This is a genomic window from Acinetobacter sp. TY1 (assembly GCF_048551395.1).
Taxonomy (GTDB): Bacteria; Pseudomonadota; Gammaproteobacteria; order Pseudomonadales; family Moraxellaceae; genus Acinetobacter.
In genome coordinates, this window is record NZ_JBLYZK010000003.1 from 19,355 (window position 1) to 36,100 (window position 16,746).

Consider the following 16,746-nt stretch of genomic DNA (forward strand, 5'->3'; position numbering starts at 1 on the left):
ACCTATAATCCAATATTAAAATTTAGACATAAAAAGGACTCGTTAAAGAGTCCTTTTTTATGTCTTCATTCATATTTTTAGAATGAATTAAAAACCAATCAACAATGTACGTGCAACTTCATCCATCAATCGCTCAGCAATCATCAATGCCAAGAACGCCAAAATTGGAGATAAATCAATCATACCCATATTCGGCAACAAACGGCGGAATGGTGCCAACAATGGTTCTGCAAGCTCTTGAATTACTTCAATATAAGGTGATCGAGATTGGGTAAACATTACCACCCAACTCAAAATTATAGTCGCAAAAATTAAAATTCTACAGAAGCGAATCAAATCTTGAATCATACTGACAAAAGTTAAAATGAGCAGATGCACAGGGCTTGTGATCATATGACCACTTAAATACATCACACCAAACATTTTAAGCAAATACAAAATAATGATTAATACCAATGCCGCAGTATTAACACGTCCTTTCGCTAAAGTAGGAAAAATACGACCAAAAATATCGACAATTTTAGTCGCTTTCACAGTTGACAACACAACTGGATTATATGGGCTCACCATCGCCAATTGCGTTAAAAAACGGAAAAATACGAGCAAAATGGCTACGTTTATCACAATGCCAAACATCTGAGCAGAATCTATACCCATACTGGAGCGTTCCTAATTCAATTAATTACTTACTGTTATTGCTAATTTCTTGTGCAAGTTCTTGGCTACGTTTTTGTGCAGCAGCAAGTGCAGTCTGAATATTTTGAGAGATTTGGGCACGATCAAAAACTTCAAGTGCCGCTTGCGTTGTACCATTCGGTGATGTGACATTTTTACGTAATTCAGCAGGTGAACTTGCACTTGTAATCGCCATCTGTGCCGCACCTAAAGCTGTTTGCAAGGTCAATGCTGTTGCAACTTTTTCATCTAGTCCCATGTTTTGACCTGCACGAATCATACTTTCCATCATATAGAAAAAGTATGCAGGACCTGAACCTGACACCGCTGTGACTGCATCAATTTGTGCTTCCGTATTAACCCAAAGCGTTAAACCTGTAGCCGCCAAAACTTGACTAGCAAGATCGCGATCCTGAGTATCCACGTTTTCATGTGCATACATACCATGCGCACCTGTTTGTACCAATGCAGGTGTATTTGGCATCACACGGACAATACGAGTAGCATTGGTCAGGTCTGCAATAGTTTTAATCTCTGCACCCGCCACAATCGAAATGATTAATTTATCATCAAGCAAACCATGAAGTGGTTTTAGCACTTGACTCAGGACTTGTGGTTTTACTGCCAAAACAACGACATCGGCATTTTGAATTGCAGTAATATTATCACTAGTAACATGAACATCTTTTTCCTGTAATCGTTCACGAATCACATCAACAGGATCTGAAACTGTGATGCGAGTAGCAGGCAAACCACGGCTGATCAGACCACCGATCAATGCCTGTGCCATATTACCACCACCGATGAAACCAATATTACAATTTAAAGCTGTACCCATGAAACACACCCGACCATGATTTATAAACTGGATTTTTAAAAACAGGAGATCAACGTTGGTTGCCATCCAGCCTCAACACAATACTCAGATTGCGCAAGCCAGAAACCTTTTGGCGTAAAGACCCCAAGCATAACATTATCTATGCTCAATATTTGAATTGTATGACGCATCCATGGAAAAATATGTGCTTGTTGAATAGCTTTTTTCAACGGCCAACTGCCGACACGTCCATATAGATGAATTTTCTCACCACCTTGGCGCTGTGTGAGCTGTAATTTTTTCCCTAATAATAAAGGACTTAATCCCATTATTATTTTTTTTTCAATTTGTTGATCTTGCCCAATAAGATTCGTAAATACATTCTCAATATGAAACTGCCCTGCTATTAATTTTTGTACGGTATTGAGTTTAAAAATAATATTCGTATGCTGTAGCACGTTATTTTTCCGTTCAGCTAAATATACATCTTCAGTTAAACGATACAATATGCCCTGATAGCGTACATAATAAAAACCATGATTGTGCAATGCCGATTGAGCATCTTCACGTGCTTCAATCACTTCACGTTGTAGGCGTTCTACCATATCAAAAGTTGGACGATATTGCTCATCACCTCTCATCCAAGCAGATAAGAATTGCCTTTGCCTTGCTTTCGATAATTGTAAAAAGGCGGTTAAATCAAGTTGTGTTGCATCGCCACATTTTGCCAAATCTTGCTGTAAAACTTCATTTAAGATTTCATCAGCATCTTGCATAAGCACAGTCGTTCTTGCCAAAGCCTGTTGCATTTTGGGGTAACGGCTTTGCAAAATCTTCCACAATTCATGCCGACACCATGCACGATCATAGTGTGTATCTAAATTTGTCGGATCATCAACATACTGAATATCGGATTGTTGTACCCATTGGCAAATCTGCTCACGAGAGATATTCAATAGTGGACGCCAAATGTGAATATCCTGATCTATTTTTTGTTGAACATCGATACTTCGCATCGCCGCCATTCCTTGAACGCCTGTACCCGAAAGTAAGCGCAAGAGTAAAGTTTCAGCTTGATCTTGTTGATGATGTGCTAAAACTAAAATTTCACCCTTATCTAGGTGCTTGGCAAAAGCCTGATAACGTGCTTCTCGTGCTTGATTTTCAAGATTACCCTGCTGCACATCAACATTTTGAATGATGCAAGGAATGTTTAGTTTTAGGCATTGTTCTTGTACAAAAATCGCCCACACATCACTGACTTTTTGCAGTTGATGATTAATATAGATTGCACGGACTTTTCGCGGAAAAAGCGCAGACATTAAATGCAGAAGCAGCATGGAATCCATGCCGCCACTGCATCCAATCAGGAAGGTTGTTTGGTCGGTGAATCGACTGTACTGACTTAGAGTGTCAGTCCTGAATTGTCGCTGCCAAATTTCATTAAACGTTGGTAACGTGCTTCGCATCGTTCTTCAGCACTCATCGGTTGTAATTCTTCTAGCGCCTGTTTCAGCACAGCTTTGAGCTGATCCATAATTTGCTCAGGATGTAAATGTGCACCTTCACCTTCATCGACAACGTATTCTACAATGCCCATTTTTTGCAATTTATCTGCTGTTAAAGCCAAAGCTTCACTTGCTTGTTCTGCTTTTTCAGCTGTTTTCCACAAAATAGATGCACAACCTTCAGGTGAAATTACAGAGTAAATACTATGAGAGAGCATAATCACACGGTCTGCAACACCAATACCTAAGGCACCACCAGAACCGCCTTCACCCAATACCGTTGCAATTACAGGCACTTTCAAACTTGAAAGTTGCGCAAGACTTGTCGCAATTGCTTCTGCTTGACCACGCTCTTCTGCACCAACACCAGGGTATGCACCCATGGTATCAATAAAAGTAAAAACAGGTAAATTAAAACGCTCAGCCATATCCATTAAACGCTGTGCTTTACGGTAACCTTCAGGATTACTCATCCCAAAATTATGTTGCAATTTCTCACGGGTACTGCGACCACGGTGTTGTCCTACGACCATCACTGGCTGACCATCAAGGCGAGCCAATCCACCAATCATTGCACCATCATCACCATACACACGATCGCCGTGCAATGTATCAAATTCAGTGAATATATCACCGACATAATCTAGAAATTGTGGACGCTCTGGATGACGTGCAATTTGAACCGTTTTCCAGGCTTTAGACTGGGCAGCTTTACTTTTCATAACTCGAGAATGATCCCTGATTCACCGAAAGATAACTCTTCAATCAGTTGTTAATTGATAAACTGTTCCGAATGAATACTCAGCTCAATATCCCAATGCTTAAACTGTACTTGCTCATCATGCAAATCCGCTATAAGCAAAGGCCATTGTTTGGCATCACCGGAAACACTGAGTTGCCATTGTTGCTCATTCACTGCCTGTAATTCAATGGCAGGAAGCATCTCATCACTTCGACTATGATTGAGTAAAACAGCAAGTCTTAACAAGAGACAAAGATAAACAAGCTTGTTTCCACCGACTCTGAGCGCATCAATTCGCGCATCGCTACGTAACTTTCTGCGATGATGAGCGACCAAATGTGACAAATAATTTTGATCAATTTGTGAAAAACCGGCTATATCAGAATGCTGTAGTAAATATGCACTATGCTTATGGTATCCACTATGACTGATGGCTAGACCAATTTCATGCAAATATGCAGCACGACGTAATAAATCACTATCATCACTATTCAGATTCAGTTTTGTCGCAACACCATCAAACAAATGTTGTGCGGTGCTTACCACGCGTTCAGCTTGTTTTGGATCTGCACCATAACGCCCCATCATTGCTTGTACGCTACGATCACGGATATCTTCATGCTGAAAACGTCCCAATAGGTCATACATCACACCTTCACGTAATGCGCCATCGGAGTAAATCAATTTATCAATATTTAAGACTTCAAAAATAGCATATAAAATAGCGATGCCCGCAGGTAGTACCGCTCGACGATCTTCTTTTAAGCCATCAAAATCCATATCTGAAATATGTTTAAACTTCAGCAATTTCTCTTTGAGTTTATCCAAGCCTTGACGAGTCAGGCTTTCTTGATCATCACTGCAACCCATATTGATACAAATCTGACGACATGCCTTAATTGTGCCACTCGAACCAACAACCGTATCCCAACCTTCAGCCTTATACGTATTAGCAATACCTGACATTTCTTTACGTGCGGCAACCACAGCTTTATCAAAATCTTTTGGGCTGATTTCACCCTCAGGGAAATACGCTTTTGTATAAGCAACACAGCCCATTTGTAATGATTCAGTATGAATAGGTTCAAACTCTTCACCAATGATCAGTTCAGTCGAACCACCACCAATGTCAATCACTAAACGACGACCACTGTTCGCCATAGTATGTGAGACACCCAAATAAATCAGGCGGGCTTCTTCACGACCTGCAATAATTTCAATCGGCTTGGGTAAAATTTCTGCCGCTTTTTGTATAAATTCTTGTCCATTTTTGGCTTGTCTTAATGCATTGGTCGCTACAATTCGCAAGCGATTGGCCTGTACTGAACTCAAACGCCCAACAAAACGTGCTAAACATGCCAAACCACGTTGCTGTGCAGCTTCTGTTAAATTTTTATTTTCATCTAACCCTGCGGCAAGCTGAACCTTTTCTGACATCGAAGCAACTTTTTTTACTTCACCATGATCTACACGGGCGATCGCCAAATGGAAACTGTTTGATCCCATATCTATGGCTGCAAGTAACTCTTCATCAATCAAAAAATCAGACATGATTTGTACAAACTCATTTAGAATTGTTGCTTAGATTAATTCACATACATGCAATTTAAAAGCCATTTATGCACACAATTTAACAGTCTCCCATTTTTTATACATATATGACATTTGTATGACAATAGAGATGAATCCGATAACCAGTATCGTGAGCATCAATTGGACAAAGTCACCCTAAAAGACGAAAATTTCAAACATCCCCTACATAGTTAAAGATGACTATGTAATACTTATATTCATAGCATAGATACATCTTTTCAATTTTTGGAGCCAAATCCATGTCTGGTAATATCGTAAATACAACTGATGCAAACTTCGAAGCAGATGTTTTACAGTCTGACATCCCTGTCATTGTTGACTTTTGGGCTGGCTGGTGTGCGCCTTGTAAAGCAATCGCACCAGTACTTGAAGTACTTTCTGACGAATACGCAGGTAAAGTAAAAATCGTTAAAGTTGACGTGACTGCATGTGAAGAAACTGCTGTGAACTATAACATCCGTAATATTCCTGCATTATTGATGTTTAAAAACGGTGAAGTTGTTGCCCAACAAATCGGTGCTGTACCTAAATCAAAATTGACTGCATTCATAGATGACAACATCTAATTTGTAAATCAATCGGTTTTTCAAATACGCTATCCTCGATAGCGTATTTTTTTGAGCAGAAAATTGACAAATCACTTGATCTCACTTATATTCTTTCATCAAGGAATCCAAAGTTACATTTCTAGTTCCTTAAAAGACAACACATAAGACGCCGCTCGGCAATAGAAATTGTATTACACTTTTTCTCCTCGAAAAAATTATTTGAAATCTGAGTTTTGTTATTGTGCACATACAATTGCTGCTCGTTTTTCGATCTGCGGACGACTTTTGCTTCCTTTCTTATCTATCTGTGTACCACACATTCTTATATCAATCTGATCACCTATGAATTTAACTGAACTCAAGAAAAAACCGATTGGCGAACTCATTAAAATTTCTGAGTTTATGGGCCTTGAAGGAATGGCTCGTAACCGTAAACAAGATATTATCTTCGCCATCTTAAAACGTCATGCCATGAATGGTGAAGAAATTTTCGGTGATGGTGTACTGGAAATTTTATCTGATGGTTTTGGCTTCTTACGTACTGCTGCAGGTTCATATCTTGCAGGTCCAGACGATATTTACGTAAGTCCGTCACAAATTCGTCGCTTTAACCTACGCACAGGTGACACCATTACAGGTACGATTCGCCCACCAAAAGAAGGCGAACGCTATTTTGCACTATTAAAAGTTAACCAAATTAACTACGACACACCTGAAAACTCACGCAATAAAATTCTATTTGAAAACTTAACACCACTTTTCCCAACAGAGCAACTTGTGATGGAATTGGGTAATGGTTCATCTGAAGATTTAACTGCACGTGTTGTCGATCTTATCGCACCGATTGGTAAAGGTCAGCGTTCTATTATTGTTGCACCGCCTAAAGCGGGTAAAACAATGTTATTACAAAGCATCGCGCAATCGATTGTTCGTAATAACCCAGAAGTCTTCCTTATTGTTCTTCTTATTGATGAACGTCCAGAGGAAGTAACGGAAATGGAACGTACTGTTCGTGGTGAGGTTGTTGCATCAACATTTGATGAATCTCCTGCTCGTCACGTTCAGGTTGCTGAGATGGTGATCGAAAAAGCAAAACGTTTGGTTGAGCATAAAAAAGATGTTGTCATCTTACTTGACTCAATCACTCGTTTAGCACGTGCCTATAACACTGTGATTCCAACATCAGGTAAAGTGCTTACTGGTGGTTTAGATGCACATGCACTTGAACGCCCTAAGCGTTTCTTCGGTGCTGCACGTAATATTGAAGAAGGTGGTTCACTAACCATCATTTCTACCGCCCTAATTGAAACTGGCAGTAAAATGGATGAAGTGATCTACGAAGAATTCAAAGGTACAGGTAACCAAGAAATTACGCTTGATCGCCGCATTGCTGAAAAGCGTGTGTTCCCAGCCATGAACATTAAGAAATCAGGTACACGCCGTGAAGAGCGTCTCATGAGCGAAGAAAATCTACGTAAAGTTTGGATTCTACGTAAGCTACTTCACCCAATGGATGAACTAGCTGCAATGGAGTTCTTGCTTGATCGTATGAAAGAAACCAAAACAAATGATGATTTCTTTGATCAAATGAAACGTAAAGCTGCAAATTAATTTTTTAAATCTCAAAAAAAGCCACTCAAATAAGTGGCTTTTTTATTGGTTGACATTAGTTACATAAGTACACATTTTCATCAAAACCCTGTATCTAAAATTACAAAGTGATGATTTTTCAATACATTATCTATATTTTTAACTTATTTTTTAATCACTTACTATCAACCTTCCAATCTAGAATAACTTTTCAATTGTAATTTACTGTTAAAAATATGTCATTTTTTCATCAAAATTTCTACTTTTTTTCATCTAGCCAGTAGAAATTCAAAATATACAGTGATAGCATACTGACATACCAGTTAGACTGCTCATGCAAAAGCAAAAAACAGGCTAACCTGGGTTTTTTTTTCTCTAATATTTATGAGAGTGATGCCATGTTATTCAAAAAAATCGCTATTGCTGCTGCAGTTGCTACTACTTTAGCTTTCGTTGGTTGTGCTAAAAAAACTGAAGAAGCTGCTACTGATGCTACTGCTGCTGCATCTCAAGCTGTAGAAGCTGCTTCTGAAGCTGCTGTTGAAGCTTCTGCTGCTGTTGAAGCTGCTTCTGTTGCTGTTGAAGCTGCTTCTGCTCCAGTTGAAGCTTCTGCTGTTGACGCTGCTCCAGCTTCTGCTGCTCAATAATAATCGTTTAGATTATTATCAAAAAAGAGAACCTTTGGTTCTCTTTTTTTATACCTCAATTTTAATATTACCATCCAAATAAATAATAATATTCAAAGAATTAAATAAACACAGCAATACCCTTCAAGCTTTAACCACGAGATCAACCAGTAACCCTATTCACAACTCAAGTAACAAATTCACTATCAAATTTAGATTACTGAAATCTACAAGTATAAAAAAGCTTCAGGTAACGAATTACCTGAAGCTTCTGTATAGAGAAACATACTAGAAAAAATTAATCTTCCTGTTCTGTACCCACACGCTGTCTAAATTTTTGACCTGCACGAAATGTCACAACACGGCGTGCTGAAATTGGAATCTCTTCCCCAGTTTTTGGATTACGACCTGGACGCTGGCGCTTGTCACGCAGCTCAAAGTTACCAAATCCTGAAAGTTTGACTTGTTCACCAGCAATTAATGCTTGGCTAATTTCATCAAAAAACAATTCAACCATTTGCTTCGCTTCACGACGGTTTAAACTCGTAAGCTCACTCAAATGATCAGCCATTTCTGCTTTTGTTAATGCTGTCATGAGGCCCTCAATGTCGCCTGATAAGTGCTTTCCAACACTTGAATAATATGATCCATACCGGACTTAATTTCAGCATCCTCGAGCGTACGAGATGGGTGTTGCCATAACAATGCAAATGCAAGTGAGCGTTTGCCGTTTTCAACACCTTGACCAGTGTACACATCGAATAACCAGGATGAGTCTAAAAGCTCTCCGCCCGCTTTTCCGATAAGTTGCTGAATTTCACTAACATTAATATTATCACTAATTAAAAGCGCAATATCACGTCTAACCGATGGAAATCGTGATAATTCTGTAAAATTAGATACATAAGTTTGCAAAACAGCCAACTGATCGAGTTCCGCAACCCAAGTTGTACCTAAATCAAGTTCATCCTCTAGTGATGGATGTAAACGACCTAGATAACCAATTGATTTTCCAGCGACTAAAATTTCAGCAGACTGACCTGGATGTAACCATTCACGTGTTGAGCGAACATAATCTGCTTGTACACGCGCAGCGCCTAAAAGTTCTTCCACTTCACCTTTAAAATCGAAGAAGTCCATAGACTGCGGCTTTCCATGCCAAGATTCAGCAGTTTTTGCCCCAACAGCAATCATTGCCAAAGTTGGGATTTGCTTTAGATCATCAATATTTTTTGCATTTTGATAATCGAAACGTAAGCCTAACTCAAAGAAGCGTACACGACTTTGTTGGCGGTTAATATTATACTGAACACATGGAATCAAACTTGAAAGTAGTGTTGAACGCATCACTGCTAAATCACTTGAGATTGGATTTGCCAATGCCAATGGATTTACTGATGGATTCAATTGTTTTTCAAGTTTTAAATCAGAGAAGCTAAAGCTAATTGCTTCTTGGTAACCCAAAGTCACTAAAGTTTGACGCAATTGTGGCAATTCAAATTGATCTTGATGTTTTGCAAGTTTCACATCAATTACAGGTAGATTCATTTGAATATTGTCATAGCCGTGAATACGTGCCACTTCCTCAATCAAATCTTGGTAAATAGTCATATCATAACGATGTGATGGTGGAACCACTGTCCATTCACCTACAGCTTTAACAGTCACTGTACAGCCTAGACGAGTCAATGCATCGGTAATGAAGTCTGATTCAACCTGATAACCTAACAATTGATCAACTTGAGCTTGATTTAATTCAATCGCTTCACGAGTCGGAAGTAACTCAGCTTGTTCCGCAACGGTAATTGGACCGAACTCACCGCCTGCAAGCTCTTTAATCAATTGTGATGCACGATGCATTGCAATCATTGGCAATTCAAAGTCCACACCACGTTCATAGCGTTGTGATGCATCGGTATGTAGACCAAAGCTACGTGCACGACCTGCAATTGCAAGCGGAGCAAAGAATGCAGACTCTAAGAAAATTTCAGTGGTTTCATCGGTCACAGAAGAAGATATCCCCCCCATGATGCCTGCAATTGCCAAGGCTTTTGCATCATCTGCAATCACCATTACTTTTTCAGACAATTCAACTTTTTGCTCGTTGAGCAATGTTAATTTTTCCGCAGCCGTTGCTTGACGAACTTGAACTGAACCCTGAACTTTATCACCATCAAAGGCATGTAGAGGTTGACCCAATTCAATCAACACATAGTTGGTAATATCAACCAAAATACTATGCTGACGAATCCCTGAACGTGCAAGAGCTCGCTCCATCCATACTGGTGTCGACGCTTTAGTATTGACGTTTTTAATTACACGACCCAAATAACGTGGGCAACCGTCTGTTGAAATTACAACTTTCTTTTCATCAGTAATAGTTGCAACAACGTGTTTAATATCAGGTACAGTCACAGGCAATTGGTTAATTACACCAATTTCACGTGCAATCCCACGAATACTGAAACAATCACCACGGTTTGGCGTAATGCTGATATCAATCACGTGATCATCTAAATTTAGATATTCACGGATATTTATACCAACAGGTGCATCGCTTGGTAACTCTAAAAGACCATCAATTTTATCTTCAAGGTCAATTTCAGAAGCACCGCATAGCATACCTTGCGATTCAACACCACGAAGTTTACCTTTTTTGATTTTAAAATCGCCTGGCAAAACCGCACCAATAGTTGCTACAGGTGCTTTCATACCTACACGCACATTTGGTGCACCACATACAATCTGTAATGGCTCACCCGAACCGATATTGACCGTGGTAACACGTAAACGATCTGCATCAGGATGTTGAACAACGGTGAGTACCTCACCAACTACAACACCTGTAAATGGTTTTGCTGCAGGATCCATACCATCAACTTCTAAACCCAACATAGTCAGTTGATTGGATAAAGTATCGCTATCAATTGCAGGATTAACCCATGTGCGAAGCCAATTTTCGCTAATTTTCATACATTCATTTCCTTAACCCCCCTAGCCCTCTTTAAAAAGAGAGCAATCCTTACTCCAGTTCAGGGATGTAAGTCCCCCTTTTTTAAAGGGGATTTAGGGGAATTTATAAAATCTAAAAAATAATTCGTTTCATCCTTTTCTCATAATTACGAGAAGATGAATAAAAAATCTGTTTAAGCAAACTGGCGTAAGAAACGCACATCATTTTGGTAGAACATGCGTAAGTCATTGATGCCATAACGCAACATTGCAAAACGCTCTACACCTAAACCAAAAGCAAAACCTGTATATTTTTCAGGGTCAATGCCTGCTGCACGTAGTACATTTGGATGCACCATACCGCAACCTAAAACTTCCAACCATTTACCACGTTCATCCATAATATCCACTTCGGCACTTGGCTCTGTAAATGGGAAGTAAGATGGGCGGAAACGAACTTTTAAATCTTTTTCGAAGAATTCATTGAGTAGATTCACAAGTAAGCCTTTTAATTCAGCAAAGCTCGTCTTTTCTGCAACATACAAACCTTCGATTTGATGGAACATTGGTGAATGCGTTTGATCCGAGTCATTACGATATACACGACCTGGACACACGATACGAATTGGTGGCTGTTGTGTTTCCATGGTACGGATTTGTACACCCGAAGTATGCGTACGTAATAAATGATTTACATCAAAGTAAAATGTGTCATGCATTGCACGTGCAGGATGGTGTCCTGGAATATTCAATGCTTCAAAATTATGATAGTCATCTTCAACTTCAGGACCCGTTGCAACTAAAAAACCTGCTTTGGTAAAGAATTGGCAAATACGCTCCTGAACCTGAGTTACAGGGTGGATACTACCCACAGTTTGACCACGACCCGGCAAAGTAATGTCGATCATTTCACTTGCAAGTTTTTGTTCTAACGCTGCTTTTTGTAATTCTGTCTGGCGTTCAGTCAATGCAGCAGTAATCGCTTCTCGCACAGCGTGAATTTGCGCACCAAAGACTTTACGTTGCTCAGGATCCATTTTACCGAGTGATTTTGACTGCTCAGCAAGTTGGCTTTTTTTCCCTGTAAATTGCACTCGAACTTGATCGAGTGTCGCAAGGTCTTGAGCTGCTGCAATCGCAGCGAGCGCTTCAGTGGTCAGGGCTTCCAATGACATAGTAACTCTCAAAGCAACAATTTAGAAAAAATAATATAACCCTTTATTCTAACAGTTTTTATGCAATAGGATGAAGACCAAACACAGGAAAATACCGAGGAACCATCCCACTTTGAGCACTCATTCTCAATCTGACAACAAATATTCAATCATCCTGAGAACTTAAGCGCATTTTTTCCATCTAGATTTACGTTGCAGTGCTAGAAATTTAAATTATAAAGTGTATAAAATAACAATCTCATTATAGAGATTTATAAGAATGGCACTCGATCAAATTTGGAAACAGCAACTTACGCTTGTGAGTTATGGCAATGAATACCTCACTCAAAATATAAGTTTTAGCCATTGGGTCGATCATGCCATTTTTAATCAGCATGCTTTTGCATTTCGAGATTTAATCAGTCAACATTTATTAGCACAGCATTTTCAAATTTGGCTAGAGGGCTTAAAAAAGCAAGGCGTATACAAACTCAGTCTGCACAACTCATCTATTTTAAATGATGAAAAAAATCCGAATAGCAATGTTGAACTTTTACCTATCACACATTTTATTGTCAGCCATGACAAACAAAAAAAATCCGCATGGATTTTCGGTAAAGAACTAGCTGAATGGTATCAAGCAGACAATGATTTTGATGTACCCACATCACAACGAAGCAATGTCCGCTTCGAGTCACTTTGGCGTTTTGAACTAAATAGCAAACTCATCAAACGTGTAGAACAAGATTTAATACAACCAAATTGGGATGATATTCAGGTATATACAGACAATGAGCTTTTTAATAGTAAATTTGCTCAAGATTTCACACCACCTGCCAATTTACATTTACCTTTTAGTGGCTCTAATTCATCGACATTGACTTCAAAACAAGTGCACACAAGCGAAGATCATTCAACTCAAGCCTCTCTAAGTCCTACAAGCTTTAATCCAAACAATGTAAAAATGTCACTATTACCTACCGATTATCAAGCTGATTATGCGCATGAAAGTTTGCATCGCTTAGATGCATTATCATTATTTATTACACAAAAAATCCAACACCCTTATCATGAGGATGGCACTGTATTCACACCCGATGAGCAATTGAATTTACGACATTTTTCGCAAAAATTAGATGATTTAATGGCGAAGTTTATTGTGAAAGTTGCCAATCACTATAAAACTGCACGTTTAACACCCAAAGAAATTACCTCTCCATTTGATTCGGATTCATCGAAACCAAAAGTTTCACCAAAATCAAGTGCTCACCTTGAAGTCAAATCAGCAAAATATGGAGTTATTCCTTTAATTTTATTGACGATTATTATTTGCGTCTGCGCCTACTATTTTGGTTTGTAATTTTATCTTACATTCGCTAATAGCAATAAGAGAGCAACAGAAATTAAAAGAGTTGCTTTCTAACATCCATTAAGGCAAAACCTAATAAATTCAATCCATCCCACAACAACGGATTTTGGACATGTTCATGATTCGCAGCCAAGCCAATGCCCCAAATTTTGTCAACTGGAGAGGCTTCAACCAATACACGCTCATGGGTACTGTATAAAAATTGTTTTAAGTTTTCATTCTGAGAAAATTTTGCTAAATTTCCGTCGACGACAATCGCATAGCGATGTTTCTTCCAAACATCATCCTCATAATTTTTAACCTGTTGCCCAAGTATCTTAATCTTCTCAGGATTCTCTGTTTGTAATATCTTTTGGAAAATCTTTTCATCCGCAAAAAGCTTTGCCTTTTGTGCCATCATATACTGTTCTGTATTTTGATATTGCACACCTTTAACCTCAAATTTTGCAGGAAACCACTGACTAAAACAGCTTTTATCAATCAGATCCTGTACTTTTTGCGTATGTCCCCAAAAGTATAGATATTTATATTGTTGCCCTTTGCGAACGTTTTCCTGCAATTCTTTTAAAAATTGAATATCACCCATCTTTCACCCTTAATTCATCTCGCCTTCAATTCATCTCGTTTTACATCATTTCAAATTTTCTAAAAACTGTCTCATCTGCTTTCTCGTTGTAATATGAATAAATTGAACATGCACAAATTGAGGATCATTCATTTTATCAATATACTTTTTTCGGTTCTTTTTATAGGTTTTAATCATCCATAAAACAATAGAATCACGTGTAAACATTCGGGAAAAACTTTCAGTATTATTTGAATTTTCCCAAAATGGTTTTTGGCTCAGTGCCCGACCAAATGCACGATGTAAAGACTGAAATAAATTGAGATAAAATGGTAAATCAAGCCAAATTACAGTGTCGCTTGCCTTCCAAGTCAAATGTGTTGTACGACTATAATTTCCATCAATCACATACCCCTGTTTCGTCGGATCCATATCAGCAAAAGCGATAGCTTGTTCAATTTTCTGGAAAAATTCAAAATCAGGAGTTTCCTGCCAATCATCTAACCACAATAAATTATCTAATTCGATATGAGTTAAATTTAATCTTTCTGCCAATTTTCTAGAAAATGTGGTTTTTCCAGATGCCGATGTCCCAATAACATTTATTCTTTTCATCATTTTTATAAATATATACACATAAAAAAGGAGCCCATTTTAGCTACTTTTATTTGATTTAAAACAACTTAATACGATTCACATTAAATAATTGGGCGAATTGTTAAAATAACACTATGATCATTAGCATGTTGATTAATGTAATGCTCTAACCCTATCACCTCACCTGTGACCTCTGCATCCGCACCATACATCACCCTTATGGTTTCACCAATGCGAGGCAAGAGCATTAGTTCCACTTCAATTGTGCCCTGCTGTACGCCATGAATGTCTACACGCATGTTTTTTCCTAGCACGATTATTTTTATGTTATCTCTAATGTATGCGAGTACGTATTAAAGTGATAACCTTTTACTGTTAATATTGTGTAATTTTTACTCAAACATTCTCACTTCTATTCATCATAATCCAAATCACCTTCATCAACATTGATAAAATCAGGCTCAGGCATATGCTTAAAACGTACTGCATGAATATGAGTATCTTTTTGCAATTGAGCTTTTGCTACTCGATGCATACCATCCATCACACGCCCATCTATACATAAAATAATTGGGTAACTAAGATCCGCATCCTGAATGAGTTGAATATGTTCAATAATTTGCTGTGTCGTTGGAGAACCTTGAGGAAACCAATAAGCTTCATGAAGTTCTTGAATTTCAGTCAATAAAACTGATTTTACAGACAGGTCTTGCGTTAATTCAACCAAACGATGTACATCCCAAATATAAGTGTTATCACCGACTTTGCGAAAATGGTATTGTTTACGCATTCAACTGTCTCCTATAGTCATTTAAAACAAATAGTATCCATATAAAATCAACATAATATAGAGCAATTCAAATGAAAGACTTCAGCCAGATTCAACTTCATACCATACAATCTGTTTTCACAAAATCTAATACAGGTGAAATTCATTTCGGTGATGTTATTCAGCAATTAATCGCTATTGGTATTGAATCCTATTTTGTCGATTATCGTTGTGGCGAAACCACATATTATTTCCCCAATGGTAAATTTATCCGTCATTCCTTCAAGGCTGAAATTACTGAAATTACTGAAATTACTGAAATTACACTACATTTTGATCTACAGAAAATCAAACAGGCAATTGCAGGTGCTCAATCTGGACAAGTTATGTATCCACAATTCAAAGAACTCACTTACCTTGCTGGATGTATTGGATATTTTGTATGGATTAAGGGTAAAAATGTGCAGTATTTAGGGCGTCTGGGAGAAGCTCATACTGAGAAATTTCCAGAATCAATATAAGGTTGAGATACCAAAATAAAAAAGACCGCTAAAAAGCGGTCTTTTTTAATCATCAAAGATGATTAAGCAGCTAATGCGCCTTTAGCTTTTTCAGCTAAAGCAGCAAATGCAACTGAGTCATGCATAGCGATGTCAGCAAGTACGCGACGGTCGATGATCACTTGAGCTTTTTTCAAGCCATCGATCATACGGCTGTACGACAAACCATTTTGACGAGCACCAGCATTGATACGTGCAATCCACAAAGCGCGGAATTGACGTTTCTTTTGACGACGGTCACGGTAAGCATATTGACCCGCTTTGATTACTGCTTGGAACGCTACGCGATAAACACGTGAGCGAGCGCCATAGTAACCTTTAGCACGAGCAAGAATTTTTTTATGACGACGATGCGCCTGTACACCACGTTTTACACGAGCCATTTATAAATCTCCTTAGATGTATGGGCACATACGGCGAACTGAAGCAACGTCACTCACGTGAACCATTACACAGCCGCGTAATTGACGAATACGCTTAGCAGATTTTTTGGTCAAAATGTGGCGTTTGAACGCTTGTTTACGCTTGAAACCGTTAGCAGTCGCTTTAAAGCGTTTAGCTGCACCACGGCGAGTTTTCATCTTAGGCATAACAACCTCTTTTGAACACCTGTTCGGAACGTTCGCACCATTGCGATGACGACCTGCAGGTAAGGGAGCCGATATTCTAAAGGATCTTTGC

The 16,746-nt window shown here is 38.6% G+C and carries 19 protein-coding genes; 5 read left to right on the forward strand and 14 right to left on the reverse strand.

Annotated features, from left to right (window positions below):
• Positions 1-87: 87 nt before the first annotated feature.
• The 5 genes from ACK2M2_RS02695 to ppx are packed head-to-tail and all read right to left on the reverse strand — an operon-like array spanning position 88 to position 5,293.
• Positions 88-657, reverse strand: a complete 570-nt coding sequence (locus ACK2M2_RS02695) for a YggT family protein (RefSeq protein ID WP_419346043.1) — start codon at positions 655-657, stop codon at positions 88-90.
• 25 nt (positions 658-682) lie between these two features.
• On the reverse strand, positions 683-1,513 hold the full coding sequence (proC, locus tag ACK2M2_RS02700; RefSeq protein WP_409510373.1) for a pyrroline-5-carboxylate reductase: 831 nt from the start codon (positions 1,511-1,513) through the stop codon (positions 683-685).
• Positions 1,514-1,548: 35 nt separating this feature from the next.
• Complete coding sequence (gene tilS, locus ACK2M2_RS02705; RefSeq protein ID WP_419346044.1) at positions 1,549-2,961, reverse strand: tRNA lysidine(34) synthetase TilS; 1,413 nt, start codon at positions 2,959-2,961, stop codon at positions 1,549-1,551.
• Positions 2,898-3,722 (reverse strand): acetyl-CoA carboxylase carboxyltransferase subunit alpha, encoded by an 825-nt coding sequence (locus ACK2M2_RS02710; RefSeq protein WP_409510371.1) that lies wholly within the window; start codon positions 3,720-3,722, stop codon positions 2,898-2,900. Before ACK2M2_RS02710 ends, tilS begins: the two co-directional genes overlap by 64 nt.
• A gap of 50 nt (positions 3,723-3,772) precedes the next feature.
• The gene (ppx, locus tag ACK2M2_RS02715; protein ID WP_419346045.1) at positions 3,773-5,293 is read right to left on the reverse strand and encodes an exopolyphosphatase; all 1,521 of its coding nucleotides are present in this window, start codon (positions 5,291-5,293) and stop codon (positions 3,773-3,775) included.
• A 281-nt stretch (positions 5,294-5,574) separates the two neighbouring features.
• Between ppx and trxA the strand changes: the two genes are divergently transcribed.
• The 3 genes from trxA (at position 5,575) to ACK2M2_RS02730 (ending at position 8,120) form a co-directional block, all read left to right on the forward strand.
• Positions 5,575-5,901 carry a thioredoxin gene (gene trxA / locus ACK2M2_RS02720; RefSeq protein ID WP_409510369.1) on the forward strand — a complete coding sequence of 109 codons (327 nt, stop codon included), beginning with the start codon at positions 5,575-5,577 and terminating at the stop codon, positions 5,899-5,901.
• Positions 5,902-6,225: 324 nt separating this feature from the next.
• Complete coding sequence (rho, locus tag ACK2M2_RS02725; RefSeq protein WP_409510368.1) at positions 6,226-7,494, forward strand: transcription termination factor Rho; 1,269 nt, start codon at positions 6,226-6,228, stop codon at positions 7,492-7,494.
• Between the two features lie 377 nt (positions 7,495-7,871).
• Positions 7,872-8,120 carry a hypothetical protein gene (locus ACK2M2_RS02730; RefSeq protein ID WP_409510367.1) on the forward strand — a complete coding sequence of 83 codons (249 nt, stop codon included), beginning with the start codon at positions 7,872-7,874 and terminating at the stop codon, positions 8,118-8,120.
• 277 nt (positions 8,121-8,397) lie between these two features.
• Here the strand turns inward: ACK2M2_RS02730 and ACK2M2_RS02735 are convergent, their stop codons facing one another.
• From ACK2M2_RS02735 to pheS, 3 genes are all read right to left on the reverse strand, one after another.
• The gene (locus ACK2M2_RS02735) at positions 8,398-8,694 is read right to left on the reverse strand and encodes an integration host factor subunit alpha (protein ID WP_004723042.1); all 297 of its coding nucleotides are present in this window, start codon (positions 8,692-8,694) and stop codon (positions 8,398-8,400) included.
• Positions 8,691-11,072 (reverse strand): phenylalanine--tRNA ligase subunit beta, encoded by a 2,382-nt coding sequence (gene pheT, locus ACK2M2_RS02740; protein ID WP_419346046.1) that lies wholly within the window; start codon positions 11,070-11,072, stop codon positions 8,691-8,693. The genes ACK2M2_RS02735 and pheT overlap by 4 nt, the downstream gene beginning before the upstream one ends.
• A 173-nt stretch (positions 11,073-11,245) precedes the next feature.
• Positions 11,246-12,226, reverse strand: a complete 981-nt coding sequence (gene pheS, locus ACK2M2_RS02745; RefSeq protein ID WP_419346047.1) for a phenylalanine--tRNA ligase subunit alpha — start codon at positions 12,224-12,226, stop codon at positions 11,246-11,248.
• Positions 12,227-12,485: 259 nt separating this feature from the next.
• Here pheS and ACK2M2_RS02750 point away from each other — a divergent pair, with 259 nt between their 5' ends.
• On the forward strand, positions 12,486-13,565 hold the full coding sequence (locus tag ACK2M2_RS02750; protein ID WP_419346048.1) for a hypothetical protein: 1,080 nt from the start codon (positions 12,486-12,488) through the stop codon (positions 13,563-13,565).
• A 43-nt stretch (positions 13,566-13,608) separates the two neighbouring features.
• Here the strand turns inward: ACK2M2_RS02750 and ACK2M2_RS02755 are convergent, their stop codons facing one another.
• From ACK2M2_RS02755 to ACK2M2_RS02770, 4 genes are all read right to left on the reverse strand, one after another.
• The gene (locus tag ACK2M2_RS02755; RefSeq protein WP_419346049.1) at positions 13,609-14,160 is read right to left on the reverse strand and encodes an NADAR family protein; all 552 of its coding nucleotides are present in this window, start codon (positions 14,158-14,160) and stop codon (positions 13,609-13,611) included.
• 45 nt (positions 14,161-14,205) lie between these two features.
• Positions 14,206-14,754, reverse strand: coding sequence for an adenylate kinase (locus tag ACK2M2_RS02760; protein WP_419346140.1), 549 nt, complete (start codon positions 14,752-14,754; stop codon positions 14,206-14,208).
• Between the two features lie 83 nt (positions 14,755-14,837).
• Positions 14,838-15,035 carry a hypothetical protein gene (locus ACK2M2_RS02765; RefSeq protein ID WP_419346050.1) on the reverse strand — a complete coding sequence of 66 codons (198 nt, stop codon included), beginning with the start codon at positions 15,033-15,035 and terminating at the stop codon, positions 14,838-14,840.
• A 113-nt stretch (positions 15,036-15,148) separates the two neighbouring features.
• A complete protein-coding gene (locus ACK2M2_RS02770) occupies positions 15,149-15,526 on the reverse strand; it encodes a hypothetical protein (RefSeq protein ID WP_419346051.1) in 378 nt (125 codons plus the stop codon).
• 71 nt (positions 15,527-15,597) lie between these two features.
• Here ACK2M2_RS02770 and ACK2M2_RS02775 point away from each other — a divergent pair, with 71 nt between their 5' ends.
• Positions 15,598-16,026, forward strand: a complete 429-nt coding sequence (locus tag ACK2M2_RS02775; RefSeq protein ID WP_419346052.1) for a DUF1398 family protein — start codon at positions 15,598-15,600, stop codon at positions 16,024-16,026.
• 62 nt (positions 16,027-16,088) lie between these two features.
• On the opposite strand, the gene rplT is transcribed toward ACK2M2_RS02775, so the two are convergent.
• Both rplT and rpmI read right to left on the reverse strand, forming a co-directional pair.
• The gene (gene rplT / locus ACK2M2_RS02780) at positions 16,089-16,448 is read right to left on the reverse strand and encodes a 50S ribosomal protein L20 (protein ID WP_004723060.1); all 360 of its coding nucleotides are present in this window, start codon (positions 16,446-16,448) and stop codon (positions 16,089-16,091) included.
• A gap of 12 nt (positions 16,449-16,460) precedes the next feature.
• Positions 16,461-16,655 (reverse strand): 50S ribosomal protein L35, encoded by a 195-nt coding sequence (gene rpmI / locus ACK2M2_RS02785; protein ID WP_004278281.1) that lies wholly within the window; start codon positions 16,653-16,655, stop codon positions 16,461-16,463.
• Positions 16,656-16,746: the final 91 nt, after the last annotated feature.

What these genes read in the sequence shown, in the direction of transcription:
- ACK2M2_RS02695 (WP_419346043.1), bottom strand. Translation starts at nt 657, where the DNA reads ATGGGTATAGATTCTGCTCAGATGTTTGGCATTGTGATAAACGTAGCC.
- proC (WP_409510373.1), bottom strand. Translation starts at nt 1,513, where the DNA reads ATGGGTACAGCTTTAAATTGTAATATTGGTTTCATCGGTGGTGGTAAT.
- tilS (WP_419346044.1), bottom strand. Translation starts at nt 2,961, where the DNA reads ATGCGAAGCACGTTACCAACGTTTAATGAAATTTGGCAGCGACAATTC.
- ACK2M2_RS02710 (WP_409510371.1), bottom strand. Translation starts at nt 3,722, where the DNA reads ATGAAAAGTAAAGCTGCCCAGTCTAAAGCCTGGAAAACGGTTCAAATT.
- ppx (WP_419346045.1), bottom strand. Translation starts at nt 5,293, where the DNA reads ATGTCTGATTTTTTGATTGATGAAGAGTTACTTGCAGCCATAGATATG.
- trxA (WP_409510369.1), top strand. Translation starts at nt 5,575, where the DNA reads ATGTCTGGTAATATCGTAAATACAACTGATGCAAACTTCGAAGCAGAT.
- rho (WP_409510368.1), top strand. Translation starts at nt 6,226, where the DNA reads ATGAATTTAACTGAACTCAAGAAAAAACCGATTGGCGAACTCATTAAA.
- ACK2M2_RS02730 (WP_409510367.1), top strand. Translation starts at nt 7,872, where the DNA reads ATGTTATTCAAAAAAATCGCTATTGCTGCTGCAGTTGCTACTACTTTA.
- ACK2M2_RS02735 (WP_004723042.1), bottom strand. Translation starts at nt 8,694, where the DNA reads ATGACAGCATTAACAAAAGCAGAAATGGCTGATCATTTGAGTGAGCTT.
- pheT (WP_419346046.1), bottom strand. Translation starts at nt 11,072, where the DNA reads ATGAAAATTAGCGAAAATTGGCTTCGCACATGGGTTAATCCTGCAATT.
- pheS (WP_419346047.1), bottom strand. Translation starts at nt 12,226, where the DNA reads ATGTCATTGGAAGCCCTGACCACTGAAGCGCTCGCTGCGATTGCAGCA.
- ACK2M2_RS02750 (WP_419346048.1), top strand. Translation starts at nt 12,486, where the DNA reads ATGGCACTCGATCAAATTTGGAAACAGCAACTTACGCTTGTGAGTTAT.
- ACK2M2_RS02755 (WP_419346049.1), bottom strand. Translation starts at nt 14,160, where the DNA reads ATGGGTGATATTCAATTTTTAAAAGAATTGCAGGAAAACGTTCGCAAA.
- ACK2M2_RS02760 (WP_419346140.1), bottom strand. Translation starts at nt 14,754, where the DNA reads ATGAAAAGAATAAATGTTATTGGGACATCGGCATCTGGAAAAACCACA.
- ACK2M2_RS02765 (WP_419346050.1), bottom strand. Translation starts at nt 15,035, where the DNA reads ATGCGTGTAGACATTCATGGCGTACAGCAGGGCACAATTGAAGTGGAA.
- ACK2M2_RS02770 (WP_419346051.1), bottom strand. Translation starts at nt 15,526, where the DNA reads ATGCGTAAACAATACCATTTTCGCAAAGTCGGTGATAACACTTATATT.
- ACK2M2_RS02775 (WP_419346052.1), top strand. Translation starts at nt 15,598, where the DNA reads ATGAAAGACTTCAGCCAGATTCAACTTCATACCATACAATCTGTTTTC.
- rplT (WP_004723060.1), bottom strand. Translation starts at nt 16,448, where the DNA reads ATGGCTCGTGTAAAACGTGGTGTACAGGCGCATCGTCGTCATAAAAAA.
- rpmI (WP_004278281.1), bottom strand. Translation starts at nt 16,655, where the DNA reads ATGCCTAAGATGAAAACTCGCCGTGGTGCAGCTAAACGCTTTAAAGCG.